Below are 23233 nucleotides of genomic sequence, written 5' to 3' on the forward strand. Positions count from 1 at the left end.
TACACGCAAGGAGTATAATTGTGGATAAACCTTGGCTTTCGCGATACCCAAGTGATGTGCCGGAACAGATTAATCCGGACCAGTATCCTTCTTTAGTAGAAATGTTCGAACAGTCAGTACACAAATTCGCTGACCAACCAGCCTTCGTTAATATGGGTTCGGTGATGACATTTCGTAAGTTGGAAGAGCGCAGTCGCGCTTTTGCAGCTTACCTACAAAACGAGTTAAAGCTGAAAAAGGGTGATCGTGTCGCGATCATGATGCCTAACTTGCTGCAATATCCAGTTGCCTTGTTTGGTGTCTTACGTGCTGGCTTAATAGCCGTCAACGTTAACCCACTGTATACACCGCGTGAGCTAGAGCACCAGTTAAACGACGCTGATGCTAAAGCTATTATTATCGTCTCCAACTTTGCTAGCACGCTTGAGCAAGTGGTCGAGAACACGCCAATTAAACACGTAGTGCTAACCAGTCTTGGTCAAATGTTGCCAAGAGCAAAAGGGACGGTGGTCGACTTTGTCGTGAAATACGTCAAAGGTATGGTACCTAAGTATGATTTGCCAGGTGCGATTTCATTTCGAAAAGCGCTGCATAAAGGCCGCCGCTTGCAATACGTGAAGCCGTTTATGACGGGCGATGACATTGCGTTCTTGCAGTACACCGGTGGTACGACAGGCGTAGCAAAAGGCGCGATTTTGACTCATCGCAATATGATTGCCAACGTGATGCAAGCTAAGGGCATGTATGCGCCGGTCTTGAATGAAGGTCGCGAGCTGGTGGTGACAGCGCTGCCGTTGTATCACGTTTTTGCGTTGACGGTTAACTGTTTACTGTTCATTGAAATGGGCGGTCAAAACCTGCTGATTACCAACCCACGTGATATTCCAGGGTTTGTTAAAGAGCTCCAAAAGTATCCGTTTACCGCAATTACTGGCGTAAACACGCTATTTAATGCGTTGATAAATAACGAAGATTTCCATGAGTTAGACTTCCGCGGTTTAAGACTGTCTGTTGGTGGTGGTATGGCCGTTCAACGCGCCGTTGCTGAGCAGTGGAAAAAGACCACAGGTTGTTTGCTACTTGAAGGCTATGGCCTAACTGAGTGTTCTCCTCTTGTTGCTGCCTATCCGCACGATTTAGAACAATACAACGGCTCGATTGGTCTGCCAGTGCCATCAACGGAAGTGCGAATTGTTGATGAAGACGGTAACCCTGTGACAGATGACTCGAAAGGTGAGTTGCAAGTTCGTGGTCCACAAGTGATGCAAGGTTACTGGCAGCGTACAGAAGCTACGAAAGAAGTTATCAACCAAGAGGGTTGGTTATCGACTGGTGACATCGTTCAATTCGATGAAGACGGTTTCTTGCATATCGTTGACCGTAAGAAAGACATGATTTTGGTCTCTGGCTTTAACGTTTATCCAAACGAGATCGAAGATGTGATTGCTCTGAATGACAAGGTGCTTGAAGTGGCGGCGATAGGTGAGGCCAACGAAGCATCCGGTGAGATTGTGAAAGTGTTTGTGGTTAAGAAAGACTCTTCATTAACCAAAGAAGAGATCATTGAACACTGCCGTAAGCACTTAACAGGCTATAAGATTCCTAAGCGCGTGGAGTTTAGAGAAGACTTACCAAAGACTAATGTGGGTAAGATCCTGCGCCGCGTACTTCGTGAAGAGAACGACGCCAAGTTGACCAAAACCTCAGAAAAAACGGTTTAACGTTAACCTTTGATTACAATCAATGCTAGAATGCCAGCCCTCAAAGCTGGCATTGTTTTTTTAAGAGAGACTGAGTGGAATATCAAATAGTAACCGAGTTGGCCGAACTAGAGTCGGTATGTAACAAGGCTCGTGAATCCGATGTGGTCATGTTGGATACTGAGTTTGTTCGTATCCGTACCTTCTACCCTAAACTGGGTCTCATCCAGCTATACGATGGTGAGCAGCTGTCACTTATCGATCCGTTGACTATTAGCGATTTCACCCCTTTTATTGAACTGCTTCAAGATGCCTCTGTACTCAAAGTACTCCATGCCTGCGGAGAAGATTTGGAAGTGTTCGTCAACAGTTTCGGATGCATGCCATTCCCAATGGTCGATACTCAAATCATGGCGGCCTTCTTAGGTCACGGATTATCGACGGGGTTTGCTGCATTGGTTGATGAATACCTTGGTGTAGAACTCGATAAGAGTGAATCACGAGCTGATTGGGTTGCTCGTCCGCTGACTGATAAGCAACTGGATTATGCAGCGGCTGACGTTTATTACCTATGGCCTCTGTATTTCAAACTGTTTGCTCAAGTGGAAGCAAAAGATTGGTGGGATGCCGCACAGCAAGAATCTGACTTGTTAATGCAAAAACGTGGTAAAACGCCAAATCCAGATAGTGCTTATCTTGACATTAAAGGTGCTTGGCAATTGAAGCGCAAGCAATTAGCCATTCTCAAACCTTTAGCAACGTGGCGAATGAATGAAGCACTCAAGCGTGACCTTGCACTAAACTTCGTCATCAAAGAGCAAGAGTTGTGGAGCATTGCACGTTTTGCGCTTAAGAAGCCTAAGCAGATGGAAGAAGAGGGCGTGGATCCACGTGCTATTCGTCGTCATGGTGAACGCATTGCTGCTATCGTCAAACGCGCACAACAAACACCAGAAGACGAGTACCCAGAAAAAATCGAGCGCCTAATGGATTTTCCGGGTTACAAACAGGTCTTTAAGAAGCTCAAAGATGAAGTGAAAAAAGCGGCTCAGCACAGTGGCTTAGCGACTGAATTTTTAGCATCGAAAAAGCAACTTAATCAGTACCTTTCATGGATATGGAAGTACGACCGAGATCCGGCCAGATTGCCTGATGTGATGCAAGGGTGGCGACTGGAATTGTTTGGTCAAAACCTAGATAAGATTATGGATTAAAAAAATGGCTCGCAGTTGCGAGCCATTTTTCCATTCGTTATTCAATTACTTTTCATCTTCGGGTAGTTGAACGTTTAGTTCAAGCACCGAGATGTCATCGTCTTTGTGCTCAAACGACAAGTCCACCATGGATGGGTCAACTTCAACGTATTTGGCGATAACTTTAAGAATGTCTTCTTTCAGTTGCGGAAGATACGATGGCGAAGGTGAACCTTCACTGCGACGCTCTGCGACGATAATTTGCAGGCGCTCTTTCGCTAAGTTCGCTGAGCTCTTTTTTTGGGGGCGGAAAAACTCTAGTAATGACATGAATTAACCCCCGAATAGACGTTTGAAGATGCCTTTCTTCTGCTCCGTTAAGAAGCGGAAATCAACTTGTTCACCAAGTAGGCGATTTACAGTATCTGCGTAAGCAAGACCGGCATCTGATTCATCGTCAAAAATGACAGGGACGCCTTTGTTTGACGCATTAAGAACCGCTTGGCTTTCTGGAATAACGCCAAGTAGAGAGATGTGCAGGATCTCCTCCACATCTTCGACAGACAGCATTTCACCTTGTGTCACACGAGCTGGGTTATAGCGTGTCAGCAGCAAGTGCTGCTTAACTGGTTCCAAGCTCTCTTCAGCTCGACGTGATTTAGAGTCCAAGATACCAAGGATACGGTCAGAGTCGCGTACCGAAGAAACTTCTGGGTTTGTGGTAACAATGGCTTCATCCGCAAAATACAGCGCCATCAATGCGCCTTGCTCGATACCTGCCGGTGAGTCACAGATAACAAAGTCAAAGCCCATTTCATCGAGGTCATCTAACACTCGACGAACACCTTCTTTAGTCAGTGCATCTTTATCGCGAGTTTGCGATGCAGGCAGGATGAACAGGTTATCAGAACGCTTATCTTTGATGAGTGCTTGGTTTAGTGTCGCTTCACCGTTGATCACGTTAACAAAGTCGTAAACGACGCGACGTTCACAGCCCATGATCAAGTCTAGGTTACGCAAACCGATATCAAAATCGATGACTGCGGTTTTTTTGCCTTTAAGGGCAAGGCCAGAAGCGATTGCTGCACTGGAAGTGGTTTTGCCAACGCCGCCTTTACCTGACGTTACAACAATAATGCGTGCCATTATCTGTTTTCCTTAAAATTATTATATCGTGAGGATTTCGAAATCGAGTTGGTCGTTGGTCATGCCAAACATTACCTTTTTGCCCCAATATTCACGTTCAATCTGATCGCTAAGCCAGTAATTTCCTGCGATAGAAACTAACTCAGCTTGTAAGTCGTTACATAGGATCTTAGCTTCACTGGAGCCACTAGCTCCGGCAATCGCGCGTCCTCTAAGCGTGCCATGGATATGGATGGTACCGTCAGCTATTACTTCTGCGCCTGCACTCACATGATTTAACACCACAAGGTCTCTGTTTTTAGCATAGATTTGTTGACCGGAACGCACTGGGGTTCTGACTATCATTGTCGGTTCCATCTTCGCGGGTGCTTGAGAGGGGGCTTTACTTGCGGTCATTACAGCAAAGCCTGCTTCAATTGCGAGATTTTGAGTGCGTTTATCTTGGCAACCGGTAATACCTACTGGGATCATACCAAGTTCTTCTACGCCAAGTTTTAGGTCTAGGAAGTTGATATCGCCGTCAACTTTACTGATGTTTAGAACCACAGGAGCCGATGCAAAAAATGTCGGTGCTTGTGAGACTTTTTCTTGCAAAAAATGAACTGCTTTAGAAACATCGTTGTCAGAAAGATGCAACACCGATAAGGTGAAGCTACTGCCTTTCAGATCTGGGGATTGAGACATTGCTGATCAAATCCTTGTGCCAATGACATTGCTTTTTAAATAGGATAATCATGTTATATTTCAACACTACATACAGCAAGCTATCTTGCGTTCAAATGGATAATTAACTCTCAATTTTCCATAAACTAACCAAATACTTTCTTCCGGATGAGAAGATTGGTGACGAAAAGAGATATATCAATGCTTTGTTCTATCTATAAAAGCACGAAAAAGGAAGGGGCGTACCTATATATCGCCAAGAAGGATGACTTTTCACCAGTTCCAGATGCGCTGATGCAGATGTTTGGAAAGCCAACTATGGTCATGGTGGTCAACCTTGCAAAACGTACACTGGCTCAAGTGGATGTAGAGAAAGTAAAAGCTTCTATTGAGAATGAGGGCTTTTTCTTACAGCTGCCTCCACCACCAGAAAATCTATTAGAGAAATATAAAGAGCAAAAAGCTCAGCAAAAATAGCCTAGATGCTCAGGGGAGGGCACGGTGAAGAGATTATTGTCAGTTATGCTAGGAGCAAGCCTAGCCACAAGCGCACTTGCGCAAGATAAGGGAACGTTTGAAGAGTACGTTGCTGGGCTTAAAGAAGAAGCTCGCCAGCAAGGTATCTCTGAACAAATTCTTACTGAGGCATTTAAAGGTGTCGAGTATAAGCCGAGAGCTGTCACTGCTGACCGTAACCAACCTGAAAAGAAGCTAACGCTGGACGAATATATTCCAAGAGCAGTGCCTGATTGGAAAGTGAAGCAGGCCAAAGAATTGCACAATAAGTATTATGCTGAGCTAAAACGTATCGGTGATGAATACGGTGTCCAACCAAGGTTTATTGTCGCGCTTTGGGGTGTAGAAAGTAACTTCGGACGTTTTACCGGTAATTATCGTGTAATCGATGCCTTATCGACGTTAGCTTATGAAGGACGCCGTGAAGCCTTCTTCCGCAAAGAGGCGCTAGCGGCACTAACGATTCTTCAACAAGGACATATTGCTCCTGATGATATGAAAGGTTCATGGGCGGGTGCAATGGGTCAAAGCCAGTTCATGCCGAGTTCGTTTTTGAATTTTGCCGCTGATGGTAATGGCGACGGGAAAAAAGACATTTGGGATAGTGAAGCCGATGTATTTGCATCGACAGCGAACTACCTAGCGAAATCTGGTTGGGACGATAAATATACTTGGGGTCGTCAGGTCAAAGTACCACATGGTATTTCACCCGATTTACAAGGGCGCGAAGCTGAAAAAGGCAAGTATCTTAAAGAGTGGAGTAAGCTCGGTGTCACTCGTTACGATGGTCGACCATTGCCTCAGTTGGATGAAGATATCAAAGCATGGCTTATTATGCCCGATGACGAAAATGGCCGTGTGTACTTGGTATATAACAACTACAATGTCCTGATGAAGTGGAATCGCTCATATTACTTCGCCCTCGCTGTGAGTCATCTAGCAGATCGTATTGCTATGGATTAAATAAAAAGGACTGGCGTCTCTGACGTCAGTCCTTTTTTAGAAATCGAACAACCGATTATTTTTTCGTGGTGTGAAACTGTTCGCAGGCAATCATCGTATTTTCAATCAAGCTGGCAACCGTCATCGGGCCGACACCACCTGGTACAGGGGTAATGAAGCTAGCGTTTTCTCTTGCCACATCATATTCTACGTCACCTACCAAGGTACCGTTCTCTAAGCGGTTGATACCGACATCGACTACAACAGCCCCTTTCTTGATCCAATTACCTGGAACAAAGTTTGGTTTACCTACGGCGACAACAACGATGTCAGCCTGACGCACATGGCTTTCAAGATCTTTGGTGAAACGATGACACGTGGTGGTGGTGCACCCGGCAAGTAGCAATTCTAATGTCATTGGACGACCAACAATGTTAGACGCACCAACGATCACGGCGTGCTTGCCTCTCGTTGGGATATTGTAACGGTCTAGAAGCGTAATAATACCTTTAGGCGTACATGAGCGTAGCTTGGGGATACGTTGTGCTAGACGACCGACATTATAGGGATGGAAGCCATCAACATCTTTTTCTGGAGTAATACGTTCTAAAACGTGTGTAGTATCGATTCCAGCCGGTAGAGGCAACTGAACCAAAATGCCATCGACTTCTGAGTCTTCGTTTAATTCATCAACGAGAGCTAGCAATTGCGCTTCACTGGCATTTGCTGGCAGGTCGAAGGACTTGGAAACAAAACCAACTTCTTCACAAGCACGGCGCTTACTACCCACATAAACCTGTGACGCAGGATCTTCACCGACTAAAACGACCGCCAGTCCCGGCGCTCTTAACCCTGCATCCGTTCTCGCTTTAACACGAGCAGCGACTTCAGAGCGTACGGTTTGAGAAATAAGTTTCCCGTCAATGTTTTGAGCAGACATAATTTTCCTTGAGAAAGTTAACTGGCTGTTATTTTTGTGTGCATTGTCCCAGAAAATTATTTCAAAAGCTACAGCGCAAACGTTTGCATTGGTCTGTTTTTCAGCTTTTATTGATATGTTGACTTTTTTTTGGGCATTTAAACCGGTAACGCTAAGAAAGCCATTGATTTACCTCTCTCATCTCGTATAATCCTTTCCCTGTAGCGCGCCCTTAGCTCAGCTGGATAGAGCACGTCCCTTCTAAGGATGTGGTCGTAGGTTCGAATCCTACAGGGCGTGCCATTATTTAAGACCCCTGATAGCTCTTTGAGTTGTCAGGGGTTTTGCGTTTTATGGACGTATGTCTGCTACACTATCTGCAATTTCATCTTCAAGAGAGTTCACCATGTCCTTTTCTAAACTAGGGTTAAGCCAACCATTACTAGATGCTATTAACGAGGTTGGTTATCAAAAACCAACAACGATTCAGACTAAGGCGATTCCTATTGTTTTGAAAGGCAGTAATCTTATCGCTGCGGCGCAAACTGGAACGGGTAAAACAGCCAGTTTTGTTTTGCCTATTTTAGAGAGACTCAGTGCAGGTCAAACTGAGCGCAAAAAGCGTGCACGTGCGATCATCTTAACGCCGACGCGTGAACTGGCACTGCAAGTGAACCAGAGCATTGAAGCTTATGCACAGTTTACGTCAATAAAATCTTTGGCGATGTTTGGTGGCGTTGATTACGCGCCGCAAAAGCAAGCCTTGATTGATGGTGTGGATATTGTCGTAGCAACTCCAGGTCGTTTAATAGACCTATACGGTCAGCGTGCGATTCACTTTGATGAAGTCGAGACTTTGGTGTTGGATGAAGCTGACAAAATGCTGGATATGGGCTTTATCGAAGCGATCAACAAGATTATTGCTCGTGTACCAGAAGACGCTCAAAGTTTGTTGTTTTCAGCAACATTGTCTAATCCTGTCCGCGATCTTGCTAAGTCTGCCATAGACAACCCAGAAGAAATTGCTATCACTAAGCACAGTGCTTCTAAGAGCAATATTAAGCAGTGGATTGTCACTGTCGATAAGGACATGAAATCCTCGCTTTTAAGTCATCTATTGCAGCAGAATCAATGGAAACAAGCGCTTATTTTTATTGAAACCAAGCATGGTGCAGCTAAGCTTGTCAGCCAGTTAGAAAAGCGTGGCATTGCTGCTGAGGCGTTCCATAGTGGTCGTAACCAAAAAGTTCGTCAGCAATTGATCGAATCATTCAAAGCCGGTGAGATTCAATATTTAGTGGCAACTGGTGTTGCTGCGCGTGGTATTGATATTGAAAACTTGCCAGTGGTGATTAACTACGACTTACCTTATCCAGCGGATGAGTACGTTCACCGAATTGGGCGTACTGGTCGTGCCGATGCAGTGGGTGAGGCGGTATCGCTAGTATCAAAAGATAACTTTAAAAACCTGTGCATGATAGAAAGCCGATTAGGCCATTTGCTTGAGCGAGTTGAATTTGAAGGCTTTGTACCAAGAAAACCGGTGCCGATTTCTATCCTCAATTATGTTCCTAAGCATAAACGTGGAGAAGAACGCTAATCCGGCTTAGAAATACCAATGAAATGAAATAGACACCTATTTGAGGTGTCTATTTTCGTTTTATTCTGCTTTCTCAATCAGTAAGGTTATCCCATCGACATCTATCACTTTGACCAAGGTACCACTAGGTAAGTCTGAGTCAGAGTATGCGGACCATGAAGTATCCCCCAGTTTGATTCGACATTTTCCTCTGGTGATGTCTTGTTCTAGCACTGAAGTTTGACCTATGAGCTGTTTGTCTTTCTGATTTAGACTTCGCTGCTTATCTGATTGCTTATCAACTCGGTGTTGTTTACGCCACCATAGCCAAGTCAATGCTAACGCAAACACCCCAAAGCTCATCCATTGCAGTTGCCAGCTGATAGGAATGAAGGCGAGCACAATACCCACCAACATTGCTGCGATGCCAATCCACAACATGTAGCCAGCGGTGCCGAGTAACTCGCCACACAGCAGTAATAATCCTAGAGCCAACCAGTGCCAGTAATTGACTTGGCTAAGCAGTTCTATCACATGTTATCCTTCTTTTGTTGAGGCTTTGACTGATTAAACATTTCTGCAATACCAGCTACAGAACCCATGAGTCCCGTAGCTTCCAGCGGTAACATGATAATTTTACCATTCTCGGCCTGACCAATCGACTTAAGAGCTTCGGTATAGCCTTGTGCAATAAAGTAGTTAACCGCTTGCATGTCGCCCTGAGCAATGGCGGTTGAAACCATCTCAGTTGCTTTAGCTTCCGCTTCTGCGGCACGCTCACGTGCTTCTGCTTGAAGTATAGCAGCCTGCTTCTCACCTTCGGCTTTAAGGATTTCCGATTGTTTATGACCCTCGGCTTTAAGGATCTCTGCTTGTCGCACACCTTCGGCTTCTAAGATGTCAGCACGTTTATTACGCTCTGCTTTCATCTGAGCATTCATCGCCGCGGTTAGGTCTGCTGGTGGCTGTACGTCGCGGATCTCAATACGAGTCACTTTAACTCCCCACGCGTTAGTTGCTTCATCGACAATCGCAAGCAGCTTGGTATTGATAGAGTCACGTTGGCTCAACATTTCATCCAGCTCCATCGAACCGAGAACAGTACGCATGTTAGTCAATGTCAGGTTGCGAATAGCATGCTCAAGATCGTTCACTTCATACGCAGCTTTTGCCGCGTCGATAACTTGAACAAAACAGACCGCATCAATGACCACGTTAGCGTTATCTTTGGAGATGACTTCTTGTGGGGGAATATCAAGAACTCTTTCCATCATATTGATTTTACTGCCAATAGAATCAATGAAAGGGATAATCAAGTTCAGCCCAGGTCTAAGCGTATGGGTATAGCGACCGAATCGTTCTACGGTCCAGTTGTTGGCCTGTGGTACTGTTTTGACCCCGGCCACAATAAAAATAATTGCGACCAGAATGAAACCACCTATGGTGACCATTGCATCAATATCCATGAGTCTATCCTTGTATTAAAAATGTACAATCCTCAACAGTATACAGCGTTGTGAAGACAATACTGTGTAAAGGTATGTATTTTTTCGACGAGTAATCATTAAATTTATCATGGAGTTAAACTGATTACCGATAGGTAGGAAGGACAGTTCACCGTTATAGATTAGCGTAATATGAAAAAAGGGAAGCCAGCGCTTCCCTTAAAATGGCGTGTGGTTAAGTTATTAGTAAAGCAGAGAATACAGCTGACGACGATATTTCGCGGCGATAGGGTTACCTTGACCAAGTGCAGACAAGATATCCATAAAGGCTTTTTTTAGTTCTCCATCAAGCGCATTCAAATTACGGCTCAGAGGTGTCCAGATCAGAGCAAGTGCTTCTTCATCACGATTCACTTGGTGGTATTGAAGCCCCAGTTCTGCGACCAGTTTAAGATCGTCAGGGTTTGCTTGTAATGCCGCTTCTAAAGATTGAATCTCAGGGCTATCAGCGGCTTGTTTGTGCAGTTCTAACTTCGCCACTAAGCTCTTATAGTGGTTGTCTTTGTATTCCATTGGAATGGTGTTGAGTACTTGTTCTGCACGTTCAAATTGATTGGTCTCAAGCAAGCAATTGGCCACTGCCAATTTGATTTCACCTTTATTTTGATACTCTTCAGAAAGGGCCCCAAACGTAGCAATAGCCGTCTCAAACTCACCTTGTTGTGATAACTCTAGCGCTTTGCGAGCGTTAAGTTCATCTTCACTTGGAAGATGTTTAGTCAGCATTGCTTTGACTGCTTCAATTGGTTGTGGACCACCTAGTCCGTCTACAGGTTGGCCATTCACGAATAACGCAATCGTAGGAAGCGCTTGAACACCGAATTGTCCAGCAATCGCTTGTTGCTCTTCACAGTTCAGCAATGCCAGTGTATAGGCGCCGGCGTATTGTTCTGTTAATGCCTTTAAAGCAGGAATTAACTGAGCACTTTCTTCACTCATAGGTGCCCAAAAGTGGATCAGCACAGGAGCTGTCATTGAGCCTTCGAGGACTTCGCGGAAATTTTGCTCATTTAAATCAACAATGTACGCTGGTTGCATTGAATTATCCTTATTAAGTGATTCGCATTGTTCTCTTTTCAAGATTGGTATTGGTGAACCAAAAATCAAGGTTTGTCGAAGAGATTACAGAATTTAGATGCCAAAACGCCGCGCTATGAAGCGCGGCGTTTATGGATTTCAGAAATGCAGCAAGCGAAGGTGTTTAAAACATTACAAAGTATGCAAGTGTTACACCCACAGCCAGCCAGTTTAGCTGATTTAGCGTCATTTTTAGAATTCCAAATTGATATCGCTGTGAGCAAGGTGTTAGAGAGATGATTCCAACTTGTGTAGGGTATGGTTTCGTCTCTTGTATTTAACTACGTTGAGCAATATATCCTTCATATGTGACACTAAAATTACAAATGATCATTTTTTATGCGGCTTTTCGCAGAATCGGATCTAACCATTTGCTTGGAAGCAGACGTTTTAGTACGGCAAATACCTTCGTTGGTGTGGTGACTCGATAGCGTAACTTGGGTTTGTCCGACTCGAGGGCATCTAAAAGTGGCGCAACGCAAGATTCCGGCGGCAGCACGAATTGATTATTGGAGCCCTCCGCTGATAATCGACTTAGTTGTTGCTGGTAATGCGCTTTGTGTACGCTGGAATCAATATCAATCCATTTTAAAAACGCGGCCTTGGCATTGGCTCTAAATTGTGTCTCAATAGGACCTGGTTCTATGAGCGATACTTTGATGTTCGTTTGGTGTAACTCAAGTCTGAGAGTGTCGGTCCACCCTTCGAGCGCAAACTTAGAGGCGTTATACGCGCCACGGTACTTCATTGCAGCAAATCCGAGGACAGAGCTGTTTTGAATAATACGACCGTAGCCTTGTTTTCTCATTACGGGCAGTACTTGTTTCGTCAACTCATGCCAACCAAAGAAGTTTGCCTCAAATTGTTCTCTTAGTGCATCGGTTGGCAGGTCTTCTAAGGCTCCGGGTTGGCCGTAGGCGCCATTGTTAAACAAGGCATAAAGATTCCCCTCACACAGAGCGAGTGCTTTTTGGACTCCCAATTTAATGCTTTTGGTATCGGTCAGGTCGAGTTGAATACAAGTCAGCCCTTCTTGGTTGAGCCTATCCACATCTTTTGGATCGCGGCACGACGCAATGACCTTGTAGCCTTTATTTTGCAATTCATGTGCTGCGACGTAACCAATACCCGTTGAACACCCAGTGATAAGAATAGCCTTTCCCATTTTTCCGCTAACCCTATGATTTATTTCCTTTCAGTTAAGGTTAACGTTAATGGTAGGCAAGGTCTAGCGCGAGTTTGCGACGATGTTTTTCAGCGCTGAGTCGATGTGAGGGAAGGAGAAGTTAAAGCCGATCTCTGTGAGCTTTTTAGGTTTTGCTCTCGTGCTGTCAAGAAGTAAGCATGATGCCTCTCCCATAGCGAGTTTAATCGCCCATTTAGGAGTAAACAAAAAATGAGGGCGTCCCAACGAATTGGCCAGTGTTTTACTGAAAACTGCGTTAGTGACGGCATGAGGTGCACAGAAATTATATGGCCCGCTAGCGTGTTCAGTTTCCAGCAAACAAACAATCGCACGCACCATATCTAGTATATGTATCCAAGGAATATATTGCTTTCCGTTACCAATTGGTCCACCGAGTCCCAGCTTATAGGGTAGCAGCATCTTGGCTAATGCTCCGCCACCTTCACCCAGCACAACACCTGTACGTAATAGACACACTCTTGTTTGGTCGGACTGTGCTCGCAAAGCGATGTGTTCCCAACGTTCACAGACGTTATGAGCGAATGTGTCTTGATTGACATGCAGACTTTCGTCGAAAGGATGATCTTGTTGATCCCCGTAATAACCGACAGCTGAGCCACTAATGAAAATTGCAGGAGGTTTGGTACTGGCGTGAATCAACTCCACAAGGGTTTCGGTGATCTTCCAGCGGCTGTCACAAATACGTTTTTTTTGAGTCTCGCTCCAACGTTTATCTGCAATAGGTTCTCCCGCGAGATTTATGATGGCATCAAACTCATTGAGGTCGTTAAAGCTATCTAATGAATCGAGATAGTGAATATTGCCACAGTCAGTGTGATGTAGCGTTTTTCTCGCTGTCTGTTCATCACGGGTCAGCAGAGTGATGGAGTAGGTGGTTAGGTGTTTCAGTAACTCTCGACCAATAAACCCTGTGCCACCTGTTACAAGCAAATTCATCTCTGTCTTTCTCCTCAGTAATTGACAACTTACCGATATGACTCAGTTGCTGAATTAGTAAATATAGCAATGAATCAGAGGATTAACTAACGTTGTTGTGGCTGTAGCACATGTTGCACTAGTCACACTCTTGTGGATTGAAGCAAGCATCACGCAATATTGCCATTATTGTCACATCTTCTTACATTTAATGTGTGCCATCATGAAATTATCGTATGGAAACGGAGGAAAGCGATGCAGGGATTGAAAGCGCTTCTTCATTCAATGGCCAGTAGTTTCAAAGATCTACTGCCTATCGTTTTGGTCGTGCTGTTTTTCCAATTGGTCGTACTGCAAGAGCCGCTTCCTAATGTTCTCTCTATCTTATTTGGTCTATTGCTTGTGGTCCTAGGGCTGACCTTTTTTGTATTTGGGTTAGAAATGGGGTTATTTCCCATTGGTGAGTCCATGGCTCAATCGTTTGCACGAAAGGGCAGCGTATTCTGGCTGATGGTGTTTTCGTTCTGTCTAGGCTTTGGGACTACCATTGCGGAGCCTGCACTAACAGCAGTATCTGCTGAAGCAGCTGAAGTGGCGGCGGAAGGAGGGAAAATTCCAATGACGGAAGAGGCCATGCAAGATTATGCGGATGGCTTACGTTTGGCCGTTGCCATTTCAGTTGGGCTTGCCATTGTATTAGGTGTGCTGCGCATACTTAAAGGGTGGCCTATCCAGTGGATGATTATTGGCGGTTATGTCGGTGTGGTGATACTGACAGGATTCGCACCGGAGTACATTATCGGTGTGGCTTATGATTCTGGTGGCGTAACGACATCAACAATAACAGTACCATTAGTCACCGCGCTAGGTGTAGGGTTAGCCAGTACCATTAAGGGGCGTAATCCTATGCTGGATGGTTTTGGTCTCATCGCCTTTGCGTCGCTGTTACCAATGATGTTCGTTATGGTTTACGGGATGATTGCAGTATGACTATCATCTTGGACTTTCTCACCACATTGTTGCTCACGGTTCGTGATGTTACGCCGATCATGGTGATCATTTTCGGATTCCAGTTTGCCATCTTAAAGAAGCCTATTACTAACCCGTTAAAAGTTCTACTTGGATTTGGTTATGTGATTCTAGGGTTAAGTTTGTTTTTAGTGGGATTAGAACTTGCTCTGTTTCCGCTAGGTGAAACCATGGCGATGCAGTTAACGGCTCCTGAATTCTTGCAAGAGTTTAAGGTGACGGTAGGCCAGTCATTGGAGTGGATTGATTATTATTGGGTCTACCTGTTTGCTTTCTGTATAGGGTTTAGTACCACGATTGCAGAACCATCGTTATTGGCGGTCGCTATCAAAGCGAATCAAGTTTCCGCTGGTTCGATTTCAGTAAATGGGTTAAGAATCGCGGTGGCACTGGGCGTTGCTGTTGGTATATCTCTTGGCAGCTACCGTATTGTTGTTGGAGATCCCATTCACTATTACATCATTGCAGGCTACATTTTGGTGGTGATTCAAACCTATTTTGCGCCCAAATTTATTATTCCGTTAGCGTATGACTCTGGCGGGGTGACCACCTCAACGGTCACGGTCCCTTTGGTGACGGCGTTGGGGTTGGGGCTAGCTTCCACCGTGCCGGGACGAAACCCTATGATTGATGGGTTTGGTTTGATCGCTTTTGCTAGCTTATTTCCTATTATTTCCGTGATGGCGTATGCACAGTTGATTCAATTTTTGAGTCTACGTTCAAAGCATCGCGATCTAGCTTCAAAGGAGAAGAACAATGCGCTTTAAGCTCATTCTGGCATTTGTTGAAGACAGTAAAACAGACTCCGTTCTTGATGCGGCTCGTACAGCGGGTGCCACAGGTGCAACGGTAATTAATAACGCGAGAGGGGAAGGACTTAACAAAAAGCGAACCTTCTTTGGACTTACTTTAGAGGTTCAAAAAGATGTACTGCTGTTTGTAGTAGAAGAGCACTTATCACGGCAGATATTAGAGACCATTAATCAGGTCGGAGAGTTCGACCAAACTTCGGGACAGGGGATTGCGGTGCAGATCGATATAGAAGATGCAGTAGGTGTCGCTCACCAAGTCGAGACATTAACCAAAGTGGTAGAGGATGAGCTATGAGCCGACATGAGAAAGTCTGTGTACGTGATGTCATGGCAAACAGTTATGTGATGGTTGACGGGTTAAAGACAGTGCATGAGGGCATCGTTTTGGCTCGTGAGCATCAGGTAAAAGCACTGGTTGTCGAAAAGCGTCATGATGATGATGAATACGGTATCGTATTGATGAATGACATTGCCAAAAAGGTGTTGGCGAAAAACCGCTCTGCCGAGCGAACAAACATCTATGAGATTATGACTAAGCCTGCACTGTCTGTTGATCCTAATATGAATGTGAAATATTGCGCTCGCTTATTCGAGCGGTTTGGGATTAGTCGTGCGCCTGTCATTGAACACGGTAAGGTTATTGGCATGGTTAGTTACAATAACATTGTTGTGAATGGCATGGCTAAAGAGGAATGAGACAGGCGAACGAGGTTTAGCTGAGTTACAATATCCCCCATTAATAAATGGTGGAGATAAACCAGTGAAACTATTTTTCGCTTCTGATTTGCATGGCAGTCTTGATGCCACTGAACAGGTTCTAGCAGAGTATCATCGCTCAGGTGCGGAACACTTAGTGATTTTAGGAGATGTGCTTAACCACGGGCCGAGAAATCCAGTACCAGAGAGCTATAACCCACCTAAAGTAGCTGAACGGCTTAATGAGCTCAGTACCAGTATTATTGCGGTACGAGGCAATTGCGATAGTGAAGTAGACCAGATGCTATTAGACTTTCCCATGATGAGTGACTATGCATGGGTAATGTTGGCAAATGGACAACGATTGTTCTTAACTCATGGGCATCTTTATAACACAGATAAACGACCTGCGTTAAAGCAAGGTGACGTGATTGCTCATGGACATACACATATACCAGTAGCAGAGTGGCAAGGGGAGCAAATTATTTTCAACCCTGGCTCCATCACATTCCCGCGAGATGGTTATGCTGCGAGTTATGGATTGCTTGAAGATAGCACTCTCAGCGTAAAAACATTTGCTGGAGACGTTCTAGCATCAATCTCGCTATAAAGGTGAGTAGCTAACAAGGCAATTAAATAGTTCAGACAAGTCGCAGATATAAAAAAACGCAGCCAAGGCTGCGTTTTTTCTACGTCGAGATTAACTAATTACTTAGTTACGCGTAGTACTGGCGTTTCACCAACAGTTACAGAACCAGCAAGCTTGTTCAGCTCTTTGATTTCGTCCATGTTAGAGATAACAACAGGAGTTAGCGTTGACTTAGCTTTCTCTTCAAGAAGTGCTAGGTCGAATTCGATGATAGTGTCACCTGCTTTTACTGATTGGCCTTCTTCAGCGATACGCTTAAAGCCTTCACCTTTCAGTTCAACAGTGTCGATACCGAAGTGAACAAATAGCTCGATGCCGTCGTCAGATTCGATAGAGAACGCGTGGTTCGTCTCAAAGATCTTACCGATAGTACCGTTAACAGGAGCTACCATCTTGTCACCAGCTGGCTTGATTGCAATACCGTCACCAACGATTTTCTCAGCAAATACGACATCTGGCACATCTTCGATGTTTACAATTTCACCAGAAAGAGGTGCGATAATTTCGATTGCACCAGTGTCAGCGCTGTCGTCAGATACTAGCTTCTTCAGTTTGTCAAACAGACCCATGTTGTGCTCCTAAAGGTTTGATTTTGTTCTGCTCAATTATATTAGCAGTTTGTCTTTTCTGCGATAAATTTTTCGACGTGTGCCTCAATTTCTGCAGCAGTCGCCATTTCTAGCGCTTCATCAGCCATTGCTTTTACTTCTGCGAAGTTAGCGTTGCGGATTACTTTCTTAACCTTAGGAATTGAAATACCGCTCATACTAAACTCATCTAGGCCCATGCCCAATAGAAGTAGAGTCGCACGCTCGTCGCCAGCAAGCTCACCACACATACCAGTCCACTTACCTTCTTTATGCGAAGCGTCGATCACTTGCTTAATTACTGTAAGTACAGCAGGTGAAAGTGGGTTGTATAGGTGAGAAATAAGCTCATTACCACGGTCTACTGCTAGAGTATACTGAGTTAAGTCGTTAGTACCAATACTAAAGAACGAAACTTCTTTCGCTAGGTGGTGAGCAATCGCTGCCGCAGCAGGAGTTTCAACCATTACACCGATTTCGATGTTTTCGTCAAATGCTAGACCTTCAGCACGAAGTTCTGCTTTGTACTCTTCGATAGCAGCTTTCAGTTCACGAATCTCTTCTACAGAGATGATCATTGGGAACATGATGCGCAGCTTACCGTGTGCTGATGCACGTAGGATACCGCGTAGTTGGTCACGAAGGATTTCACGACGATCCAAGCTGATACGAACTGCACGCCAACCAAGGAATGGGTTCATCTCTTCTGGAAGGTCTAGGTAAGGTAGATCTTTATCACCACCGATATCCATAGTACGGATAATTACCGCGTGACCGTGCATTGCTTCCGCAACTTCTTTGTAAGCTTGATACTGTTCTTCTTCAGTAGGAAGAGCAGTACGGTCCATGAATAGGAATTCTGTACGATACAGACCAACACCTTCACCGCCGTTACGGTTGATGCCATCGCAGTCTTTCACTGTACCGATGTTACCGCAAACTTCTACACGGTGGCCGTCTAGAGTTTCTGCTGGTAGGTCTTTAAGTTTTGCAAGTTCCTCTTTTTCTGCAAGGAACGCTTCACGTACCGCTTTAGCTTCGTCAATCTGAGCTTGAGTTGGGTTTACGATGATCTTGTTGTTCATCGCGTCAAGAACCAACATGTCGCCGTTGTTCACTTTCTTAGTGATGTCGTTAGTACCAACAATCGCAGGAAGTTCTAGTGAACGTGCCATGATAGAAGTGTGCGAAGTACGACCGCCGATATCACATGCGAAACCTAGTACGTAATCAAGGTTGATTTGCGCAGTTTCAGATGGAGTTAGGTCGTAAGCTACTAGGATAACTTCCTCATCGATATCACCTAGTGAAACGATGTTGATGCCTAGTGCGTTCTTAACGAAACGAGTACCGATATCACGGATATCAGTTGCACGTTCTTTAAGGTATTCGTCATCTAGAGATTCTAGTGCAGTCGCTTGCTCTTCGATTACTGTGTGAATCGCGTTGTCTGCAGATAGTTTGTCTTTTTTGATGAGTGCTAGGATTTCCTCTTCTAGCTCTTCATCTTCAAGAAGCATGATATGGCCTTCGAAGATAGCCTCTTTCTCTTCACCAAAAGTCTCAAGCGCTTTTTGCTTAACGACTTCTAGTTGTTGAGCTGACTTGTTGCGAGCGTCAAAGAAACGCGCAACTTCTGCTTCAACTTGGTCATCTGAAATAGTCGACGTGTTTAGAACAATCTCGTCTTCTTGAAGTAGTAGTGCTTTACCAATAGCAATACCAGGAGATGCTAGGATGCCTGAAATCATAGCTTTACCTTTATTTGGTCTAATGTATTAAAGATTGGATAGTTATTAGCTACTTATTATGTGTAGCTGATAGCTAGAGCTATTTCCAATAAAGCCATTCTGTTTTCACAAAATGGCTCTAAGGAGAACTGGGTTCTTAGTGAAGCTCAGGGATTAGAGCTACTAGGTGGTCAACTGCTTGTTGAGCTTGTGGGCCTTCAGCAGAGATTGTGATAGTAGTGCCTTTAACTAGACCTAGAGTTTGTAGTTTGAATAGGCTTTTTGCGCTAGCGCTTTTGCCGTTAGTAGCCACAGTGATGTCAGCGTCAAATGCTTTTGCTTCTTTAACGAACTGAGCAGCCGGACGAGTGTGAAGACCGTTTTCTGCTGTGATTTCTACTTGCTTCTCGTACATTTTTTATACCCCAATTGATTTATTTTATGTTTAGTTTCTAAACCAAACAAAGCTTATCGTTAAATGTTACGTCTCGCTATAGTGCGAAAGTCATAACTGTTAAGAATTGTGTCGGTCTAGAATTGTAGGACATGATTGCAGTCTTCGCTGTATACCTGTCTTACGAAATTCTGTAATTAGCCTATTTATTTTTTGGCTTAAAATAAAACTGACCTGATATTACCAAAGGCTGACAGAGTTTCAACAAAAAAGCCCCTTAAAGGGGCTTTTTTCGTGCAAAAATTGATTTGGCAACATATTACTGTTGAATCTCTTTGTCAGTAAATATACCGGCAAACAATGCAGAACTTAGGTAACGTTCACCTGAACTCGGAAGTACGGTGACAATGGTTTTTCCTTTGAATTCAGGAAGTTCAGCAAGCTTGTTAGCCGCTACAACGGCTGCGCCTGATGAGATGCCAGCTAGGATCCCTTCTTCTTCCATTAGACGGCGCGCCATTTCGATGGCTTCTTCAGAAGTAACCAGTTCAACACGGTCAACGAGCTCAAGATCCAAGTTCTCTGGGATAAATCCTGCACCGATGCCTTGGATTTTGTGAGGAGCTGGTTGGATCTCTTGACCTGCTAGCACTTGAGAAATGACCGGCGATTCTGCTGGCTCAACGGCAACTGAAACAATTGCTTTACCTTTTTCACCCTTAATATAGCGGCTAGTACCTGTGATAGTACCACCTGTACCTACACCAGCGACGAATACATCGATTTCACCATCCGTTGCTTCCCAGATCTCCGGCCCCGTTGTCTTTTCATGAATAGCTGGGTTTGCTGGGTTGTTGAATTGTTGAAGTAATAGATACTTTTCTGGGTTTGAAGCGACAATTTCTTCTGCCTTAGCGATAGCCCCTTTCATACCTTTCGCTGCTTCTGTCAGTTCAAGGTTAGCACCTAGTGCCTTAAGAAGCTTACGACGCTCAAGACTCATAGACTCAGGCATAGTAAGTGTGAGTTTGTAGCCGCGTGCAGCTGCAACGAAAGCAAGAGCAATACCTGTGTTACCACTGGTTGGCTCAACTAGCTCGACGCCTGCTTTTAGACGACCGTCTTTTTCCGCTTCCCAAATCATGTTTGCACCGATACGGCACTTAACGCTGAAGCTTGGGTTGCGTGCTTCAACTTTAGCAAGCACATTACCATTACTTACTTTGTTTAGGCGAACTAGAGGGGTGTTACCAATTGTCAGTGAATTATCTTCGTAAATCTTGCTCATTATAATGTTCCTTCATTCAACCGTGGTGGTTATTGATTACCAGATAAGAATATGACTTTGTTTGGCAAGGGAAAAGAACCAAATAGTTATATATTATGGAAGAAAGTTTATGAAGTGCGTTTTTCGATGGGATTTTCTCGGTAAGAAGAGCAGCTCGGCCATTGATACTGAAGGTGTTCAATGGCCGGTGTAAAAGAGGTGATTACTTATTGCGTCTAATGATGCCAAACCCTAGGCAAAGTACTACCCACGCATATAAAGGCCAAGTTCCTACTTCACGATACCAAGTTGTCCCGTCGGTTGGAGTGACGTCAGTTCTAAGCACAGCGGTTTCAAACTGAGGGATATGAGCAGTAATCTTACCTTTGTGATCAGTAACGGCAGTCACACCATTATTGGTCGAACGAATAAGTGGTAAGCCAAGCTCTAGTGCGCGCATTCGTGCAATTTCCATATGCTGCAATGGGCCAATAGAGCGCCCAAACCAGGCATCATTGGACAGCGTCAACAGGTAATCGGTGTCATCAGTAACATTCTGCCTAACTTGTTCCCCAAAAATAATCTCATAGCATAATGCTGGCGCTAGATGCATACCGTTAGCCACAATATTAGGCTGTACGTAAGCACCACGGCTGAATGAAGACATAGGCAAGTTAAAAAACGGGGCGATAGGTCTTAATAGATCTCCAAATGGCACGAATTCACCGAACGGAAGCAAGTGGTGTTTGTGATAACGTTCATCGAGATCCATTTCGTAATCACCGTAAGGTGTCTGTCCTACAACCAATATGCTGTTGTAATATTCACCGGACTCCGTTTTGTTGATGACCCCAGTGATGATCGCAGAATCATTCATTTTAGCGGCAGAGTCCAAGTTACGCAGAAATGAAGGTAATTCGAATTCCATTGCGGGAATTGCTGCTTCTGGCCAAATGATAATGTCCGCATCCCAGTTTTCACGACTTAGATCGGTATATTTCATTATTGTTGGCCATCGGTGATTGGGCATCCACTTCATGGCTTGATCGATATTACCTTGAATCAATGCGACCGATTTAGTGCGGTTTGGAGCGGGAGTGACCCAGTCGTAGTTACGTAGACCGAATCCAGTGGCGAATATGACCAGAGGGATGATAGCGAGTTGCCACTGCTTTGTTACGGTTAAGTAAGTTAGGCTGGCAGCCATTACGAGCAGTAGCAAGGTAATGAGTTCAACGCCACCAATAGGTGCAAAGCTAGCTAACGGTGAATCAATTTGACTGTACCCTAACCACAGCCAAGGAAAACCCGTCATTACCCAACCGCGAGCCCAATCAAAGACTAACCAGAGTGCTGGCGCGGCGACAAAATAACGAGTTTTATTGTCTGACGGGAAGAATCGGTTTAGAGACCAAGCAAACAGAGCTGAGTAAATGGATAGGTAGCCAACTAAGAGTGCCATTAAGAACACGCTGGCAATTTTCGGCATACCACCAAAAGTATCGATACTGACATGTACCCAACTGATGCCAGTGGCAAATTGACCTATTCCCCATGCATAACCTGTCCAAAGCGCACTTTTTGTACTGCGGCCTTTGATAAGGAGAAGAAGGAGAAATGGGCTCAGAATAGCCAAAGGCCATAGCTGATAGGGAGCAAATGCGAGAGTGGTGCTGGCACCAACAAAAGCGGCCCCGATGGGCCGCAATATGCGAAGATTTTTCTTCATTTAAATATCATCTCACTTTTTTGGTGAGCAGCAAGTGGTGAGGTTACTCCTCGACACTTGAAGCCGTTTCTTGGTCAGGTATTGTTACTTGGACCTGAACCACACGACGATTATCCGCCGCTGTCACCTTAAAGTTGTAATTTTCTATTTCAACCACTTCACCACGTGAAGGTAAGTGACCGAATGCAGTCATGACTAGGCCACCTACAGTGTCGACTTCCTCATCACTAAAGTTAGAGCCGAATGTTTCATTGAACTCTTCAATAGTAGTGAGCGCTTTCACTGCGAATGTGTGCTTACTCAGTTTTCTGATATCAAGCTCATCATCGTCATCGAATTCATCTTCGATTTCGCCAACGATTTCTTCGAGAATATCTTCGATGGTCACTAGACCTGATACTCCACCAAATTCATCGACAACGATGGCCATGTGATAACGCTCTTCACGGAACTCCTTCAGTAGGCGATCAACGCGCTTACTTTCAGGAACAACAACCGCAGGGCGAATCACTTCTTCAATATCAAACGGGGCGCTTTCTGAGCCCAAATAACGGAGGAGGTCCTTAGCTAAGAGGATGCCTTCTACATGGTCTTTATCTTCACTAATAACAGGGTAGCGAGAATGCTGTGCATCTGTCATTAGTTCGATTAGCTTATCGAGGTTATCAGAACGCTCGATAGTGACCATTTGCGAGCGTGGCAGCATAATGTCGCGCACTCGCATTTCAGAAATTTCCATGACACCTTCGAGCATATCGCGGGTATCGTGGTCAATTAGGTCGTTTTCTTCAGAGTCGCGGATAACATCTACAAGCTCTTGGCGGTCTTTTGGTTCGCCTTGAAAAATTTGACCTAGGCGCTCAAAGAAGGACTTTCTACTCGGACCTTCCGACTTTTTACTGTTTCCCTCTGGCTGAGAGGGAGAAGACTCTTCGTTCATGACTTCTCAATTCAGAATGCTATCAGATGTGTGATAGC

At 44.7% G+C, this 23233-nt stretch carries 26 protein-coding genes and 1 tRNA gene; 12 read left to right on the forward strand and 15 right to left on the reverse strand.

Annotation, left to right across the window (positions count from 1 at the left end; all coding sequences use genetic code 11):
• Positions 1-20 precede the first annotated feature (20 nt).
• Positions 21-1721 (forward strand): long-chain-fatty-acid--CoA ligase FadD, encoded by a 1701-nt coding sequence (gene fadD / locus AWH66_RS06215; RefSeq protein WP_063606118.1) that lies wholly within the window; start codon positions 21-23, stop codon positions 1719-1721.
• 74 nt (positions 1722-1795) lie between these two features.
• A complete protein-coding gene (gene rnd, locus AWH66_RS06220) occupies positions 1796-2914 on the forward strand; it encodes a ribonuclease D (RefSeq protein ID WP_063606119.1) in 1119 nt (372 codons plus the stop codon).
• Between the two features lie 45 nt (positions 2915-2959).
• Here the strand turns inward: rnd and minE are convergent, their stop codons facing one another.
• Genes minE through minC form a run of 3 tightly spaced genes read right to left on the reverse strand, consistent with a single transcriptional unit; the run spans position 2960 to position 4723 of the window.
• Positions 2960-3223: a cell division topological specificity factor MinE gene (minE, locus tag AWH66_RS06225; RefSeq protein WP_031494240.1), complete on the reverse strand. Its 264-nt coding sequence runs from the start codon at positions 3221-3223 to the stop codon at positions 2960-2962.
• 3 nt (positions 3224-3226) lie between these two features.
• Positions 3227-4039, reverse strand: coding sequence for a septum site-determining protein MinD (minD, locus tag AWH66_RS06230; RefSeq protein WP_062463132.1), 813 nt, complete (start codon positions 4037-4039; stop codon positions 3227-3229).
• Positions 4040-4060: 21 nt separating this feature from the next.
• Entirely contained in the window at positions 4061-4723 is a 663-nt protein-coding gene (minC, locus tag AWH66_RS06235) for a septum site-determining protein MinC (RefSeq protein WP_031494241.1), read from the reverse strand.
• Between the two features lie 180 nt (positions 4724-4903).
• On the opposite strand from minC, the gene AWH66_RS06240 reads away from it, so the two are divergent.
• Positions 4904-5179, forward strand: a complete 276-nt coding sequence (locus AWH66_RS06240; RefSeq protein ID WP_006075752.1) for a YcgL domain-containing protein — start codon at positions 4904-4906, stop codon at positions 5177-5179.
• A gap of 24 nt (positions 5180-5203) precedes the next feature.
• Positions 5204-6181 carry a lytic murein transglycosylase gene (locus tag AWH66_RS06245; protein WP_063606120.1) on the forward strand — a complete coding sequence of 326 codons (978 nt, stop codon included), beginning with the start codon at positions 5204-5206 and terminating at the stop codon, positions 6179-6181.
• A gap of 55 nt (positions 6182-6236) precedes the next feature.
• On the opposite strand, the gene folD is transcribed toward AWH66_RS06245, so the two are convergent.
• Positions 6237-7100, reverse strand: coding sequence for a bifunctional methylenetetrahydrofolate dehydrogenase/methenyltetrahydrofolate cyclohydrolase FolD (gene folD, locus AWH66_RS06250; RefSeq protein WP_063606121.1), 864 nt, complete (start codon positions 7098-7100; stop codon positions 6237-6239).
• A 205-nt stretch (positions 7101-7305) separates the two neighbouring features.
• On the opposite strand from folD, the gene AWH66_RS06255 reads away from it, so the two are divergent.
• Together AWH66_RS06255 and AWH66_RS06260 are read left to right on the forward strand one after the other, a co-directional pair.
• Positions 7306-7382 (forward strand) — tRNA-Arg (locus AWH66_RS06255).
• 103 nt (positions 7383-7485) lie between these two features.
• Positions 7486-8679, forward strand: a complete 1194-nt coding sequence (locus AWH66_RS06260) for a DEAD/DEAH box helicase (RefSeq protein ID WP_063606122.1) — start codon at positions 7486-7488, stop codon at positions 8677-8679.
• A gap of 60 nt (positions 8680-8739) precedes the next feature.
• Here AWH66_RS06260 and AWH66_RS06265 read toward each other — a convergent pair whose 3' ends face one another.
• From AWH66_RS06265 to AWH66_RS06275, 3 genes are all read right to left on the reverse strand, one after another.
• Entirely contained in the window at positions 8740-9192 is a 453-nt protein-coding gene (locus tag AWH66_RS06265; RefSeq protein ID WP_181359012.1) for an NfeD family protein, read from the reverse strand.
• Positions 9189-10124 (reverse strand): SPFH domain-containing protein, encoded by a 936-nt coding sequence (locus AWH66_RS06270; RefSeq protein ID WP_063606123.1) that lies wholly within the window; start codon positions 10122-10124, stop codon positions 9189-9191. Before AWH66_RS06270 ends, AWH66_RS06265 begins: the two co-directional genes overlap by 4 nt.
• Positions 10125-10346: 222 nt before the next feature.
• Positions 10347-11201: a co-chaperone YbbN gene (locus tag AWH66_RS06275; protein ID WP_063606124.1), complete on the reverse strand. Its 855-nt coding sequence runs from the start codon at positions 11199-11201 to the stop codon at positions 10347-10349.
• 72 nt (positions 11202-11273) lie between these two features.
• Here AWH66_RS06275 and AWH66_RS25645 point away from each other — a divergent pair, with 72 nt between their 5' ends.
• On the forward strand, positions 11274-11480 hold the full coding sequence (locus AWH66_RS25645; protein ID WP_143081474.1) for a hypothetical protein: 207 nt from the start codon (positions 11274-11276) through the stop codon (positions 11478-11480).
• A 97-nt stretch (positions 11481-11577) separates the two neighbouring features.
• Here AWH66_RS25645 and AWH66_RS06280 read toward each other — a convergent pair whose 3' ends face one another.
• Entirely contained in the window at positions 11578-12405 is an 828-nt protein-coding gene (locus AWH66_RS06280) for an SDR family oxidoreductase (protein ID WP_063606125.1), read from the reverse strand.
• Between the two features lie 63 nt (positions 12406-12468).
• Positions 12469-13383, reverse strand: a complete 915-nt coding sequence (locus tag AWH66_RS06285) for a TIGR01777 family oxidoreductase (RefSeq protein ID WP_063606126.1) — start codon at positions 13381-13383, stop codon at positions 12469-12471.
• A gap of 234 nt (positions 13384-13617) precedes the next feature.
• Between AWH66_RS06285 and AWH66_RS06290 the strand changes: the two genes are divergently transcribed.
• The 5 genes from AWH66_RS06290 (at position 13618) to yfcE (ending at position 16509) form a co-directional block, all read left to right on the forward strand.
• Entirely contained in the window at positions 13618-14352 is a 735-nt protein-coding gene (locus AWH66_RS06290; protein WP_038225354.1) for a DUF1538 domain-containing protein, read from the forward strand.
• Positions 14349-15158 (forward strand): DUF1538 domain-containing protein, encoded by an 810-nt coding sequence (locus AWH66_RS06295; protein ID WP_063606127.1) that lies wholly within the window; start codon positions 14349-14351, stop codon positions 15156-15158. Before AWH66_RS06290 ends, AWH66_RS06295 begins: the two co-directional genes overlap by 4 nt.
• Positions 15148-15498: a P-II family nitrogen regulator gene (locus AWH66_RS06300; protein WP_038225352.1), complete on the forward strand. Its 351-nt coding sequence runs from the start codon at positions 15148-15150 to the stop codon at positions 15496-15498. Before AWH66_RS06295 ends, AWH66_RS06300 begins: the two co-directional genes overlap by 11 nt.
• Positions 15495-15899 carry a CBS domain-containing protein gene (locus AWH66_RS06305; protein WP_038225351.1) on the forward strand — a complete coding sequence of 135 codons (405 nt, stop codon included), beginning with the start codon at positions 15495-15497 and terminating at the stop codon, positions 15897-15899. The genes AWH66_RS06300 and AWH66_RS06305 overlap by 4 nt, the downstream gene beginning before the upstream one ends.
• A gap of 64 nt (positions 15900-15963) precedes the next feature.
• Positions 15964-16509, forward strand: coding sequence for a phosphodiesterase (yfcE, locus tag AWH66_RS06310; RefSeq protein WP_063606150.1), 546 nt, complete (start codon positions 15964-15966; stop codon positions 16507-16509).
• A 98-nt stretch (positions 16510-16607) separates the two neighbouring features.
• On the opposite strand, the gene crr is transcribed toward yfcE, so the two are convergent.
• The 6 genes from crr to corC all read right to left on the reverse strand — a co-directional run bounded on the left by crr (position 16608) and on the right by corC (position 23195).
• The gene (gene crr, locus AWH66_RS06315; protein WP_031494205.1) at positions 16608-17117 is read right to left on the reverse strand and encodes a PTS glucose transporter subunit IIA; all 510 of its coding nucleotides are present in this window, start codon (positions 17115-17117) and stop codon (positions 16608-16610) included.
• Positions 17118-17158: 41 nt separating this feature from the next.
• Positions 17159-18886, reverse strand: a complete 1728-nt coding sequence (ptsI, locus tag AWH66_RS06320) for a phosphoenolpyruvate-protein phosphotransferase PtsI (protein ID WP_063606128.1) — start codon at positions 18884-18886, stop codon at positions 17159-17161.
• Between the two features lie 136 nt (positions 18887-19022).
• The gene (locus tag AWH66_RS06325) at positions 19023-19280 is read right to left on the reverse strand and encodes an HPr family phosphocarrier protein (protein WP_006075478.1); all 258 of its coding nucleotides are present in this window, start codon (positions 19278-19280) and stop codon (positions 19023-19025) included.
• A 298-nt stretch (positions 19281-19578) separates the two neighbouring features.
• Positions 19579-20547, reverse strand: coding sequence for a cysteine synthase A (gene cysK, locus AWH66_RS06330; protein ID WP_006075477.1), 969 nt, complete (start codon positions 20545-20547; stop codon positions 19579-19581).
• A gap of 202 nt (positions 20548-20749) precedes the next feature.
• Positions 20750-22255 (reverse strand): apolipoprotein N-acyltransferase, encoded by a 1506-nt coding sequence (gene lnt, locus AWH66_RS06335; RefSeq protein ID WP_063606129.1) that lies wholly within the window; start codon positions 22253-22255, stop codon positions 20750-20752.
• A 43-nt stretch (positions 22256-22298) separates the two neighbouring features.
• Entirely contained in the window at positions 22299-23195 is an 897-nt protein-coding gene (gene corC, locus AWH66_RS06340; protein ID WP_006075474.1) for a CNNM family magnesium/cobalt transport protein CorC, read from the reverse strand.
• Between the last annotated feature and the right edge of the window lie 38 nt (positions 23196-23233).

Source organism: Vibrio barjaei, assembly GCF_001639065.2.
GTDB lineage: Bacteria > Pseudomonadota > Gammaproteobacteria > Enterobacterales > Vibrionaceae > Vibrio > Vibrio barjaei.

Bases quoted from the DNA above. Each gene is read 5' to 3' on its own strand.
- minE (WP_031494240.1), bottom strand. From the start codon at position 3,223: ATGTCATTACTAGAGTTTTTCCGCCCCCAAAAAAAGAGCTCAGCGAAC.
- AWH66_RS06260 (WP_063606122.1), top strand. From the start codon at position 7,486: ATGTCCTTTTCTAAACTAGGGTTAAGCCAACCATTACTAGATGCTATT.
- cysK (WP_006075477.1), bottom strand. From the start codon at position 20,547: ATGAGCAAGATTTACGAAGATAATTCACTGACAATTGGTAACACCCCT.
- folD (WP_063606121.1), bottom strand. From the start codon at position 7,100: ATGTCTGCTCAAAACATTGACGGGAAACTTATTTCTCAAACCGTACGC.
- AWH66_RS06295 (WP_063606127.1), top strand. From the start codon at position 14,349: ATGACTATCATCTTGGACTTTCTCACCACATTGTTGCTCACGGTTCGT.
- AWH66_RS06280 (WP_063606125.1), bottom strand. From the start codon at position 12,405: ATGGGAAAGGCTATTCTTATCACTGGGTGTTCAACGGGTATTGGTTAC.
- lnt (WP_063606129.1), bottom strand. From the start codon at position 22,255: ATGAAGAAAAATCTTCGCATATTGCGGCCCATCGGGGCCGCTTTTGTT.
- corC (WP_006075474.1), bottom strand. From the start codon at position 23,195: ATGAACGAAGAGTCTTCTCCCTCTCAGCCAGAGGGAAACAGTAAAAAG.
- minD (WP_062463132.1), bottom strand. From the start codon at position 4,039: ATGGCACGCATTATTGTTGTAACGTCAGGTAAAGGCGGCGTTGGCAAA.
- crr (WP_031494205.1), bottom strand. From the start codon at position 17,117: ATGGGTCTGTTTGACAAACTGAAGAAGCTAGTATCTGACGACAGCGCT.
- AWH66_RS06270 (WP_063606123.1), bottom strand. From the start codon at position 10,124: ATGGATATTGATGCAATGGTCACCATAGGTGGTTTCATTCTGGTCGCA.
- AWH66_RS06290 (WP_038225354.1), top strand. From the start codon at position 13,618: ATGCAGGGATTGAAAGCGCTTCTTCATTCAATGGCCAGTAGTTTCAAA.
- AWH66_RS06240 (WP_006075752.1), top strand. From the start codon at position 4,904: ATGCTTTGTTCTATCTATAAAAGCACGAAAAAGGAAGGGGCGTACCTA.
- AWH66_RS06300 (WP_038225352.1), top strand. From the start codon at position 15,148: ATGCGCTTTAAGCTCATTCTGGCATTTGTTGAAGACAGTAAAACAGAC.
- AWH66_RS06305 (WP_038225351.1), top strand. From the start codon at position 15,495: ATGAGCCGACATGAGAAAGTCTGTGTACGTGATGTCATGGCAAACAGT.
- minC (WP_031494241.1), bottom strand. From the start codon at position 4,723: ATGTCTCAATCCCCAGATCTGAAAGGCAGTAGCTTCACCTTATCGGTG.
- AWH66_RS06275 (WP_063606124.1), bottom strand. From the start codon at position 11,201: ATGCAACCAGCGTACATTGTTGATTTAAATGAGCAAAATTTCCGCGAA.
- AWH66_RS06325 (WP_006075478.1), bottom strand. From the start codon at position 19,280: ATGTACGAGAAGCAAGTAGAAATCACAGCAGAAAACGGTCTTCACACT.
- ptsI (WP_063606128.1), bottom strand. From the start codon at position 18,886: ATGATTTCAGGCATCCTAGCATCTCCTGGTATTGCTATTGGTAAAGCA.
- AWH66_RS06285 (WP_063606126.1), bottom strand. From the start codon at position 13,383: ATGAATTTGCTTGTAACAGGTGGCACAGGGTTTATTGGTCGAGAGTTA.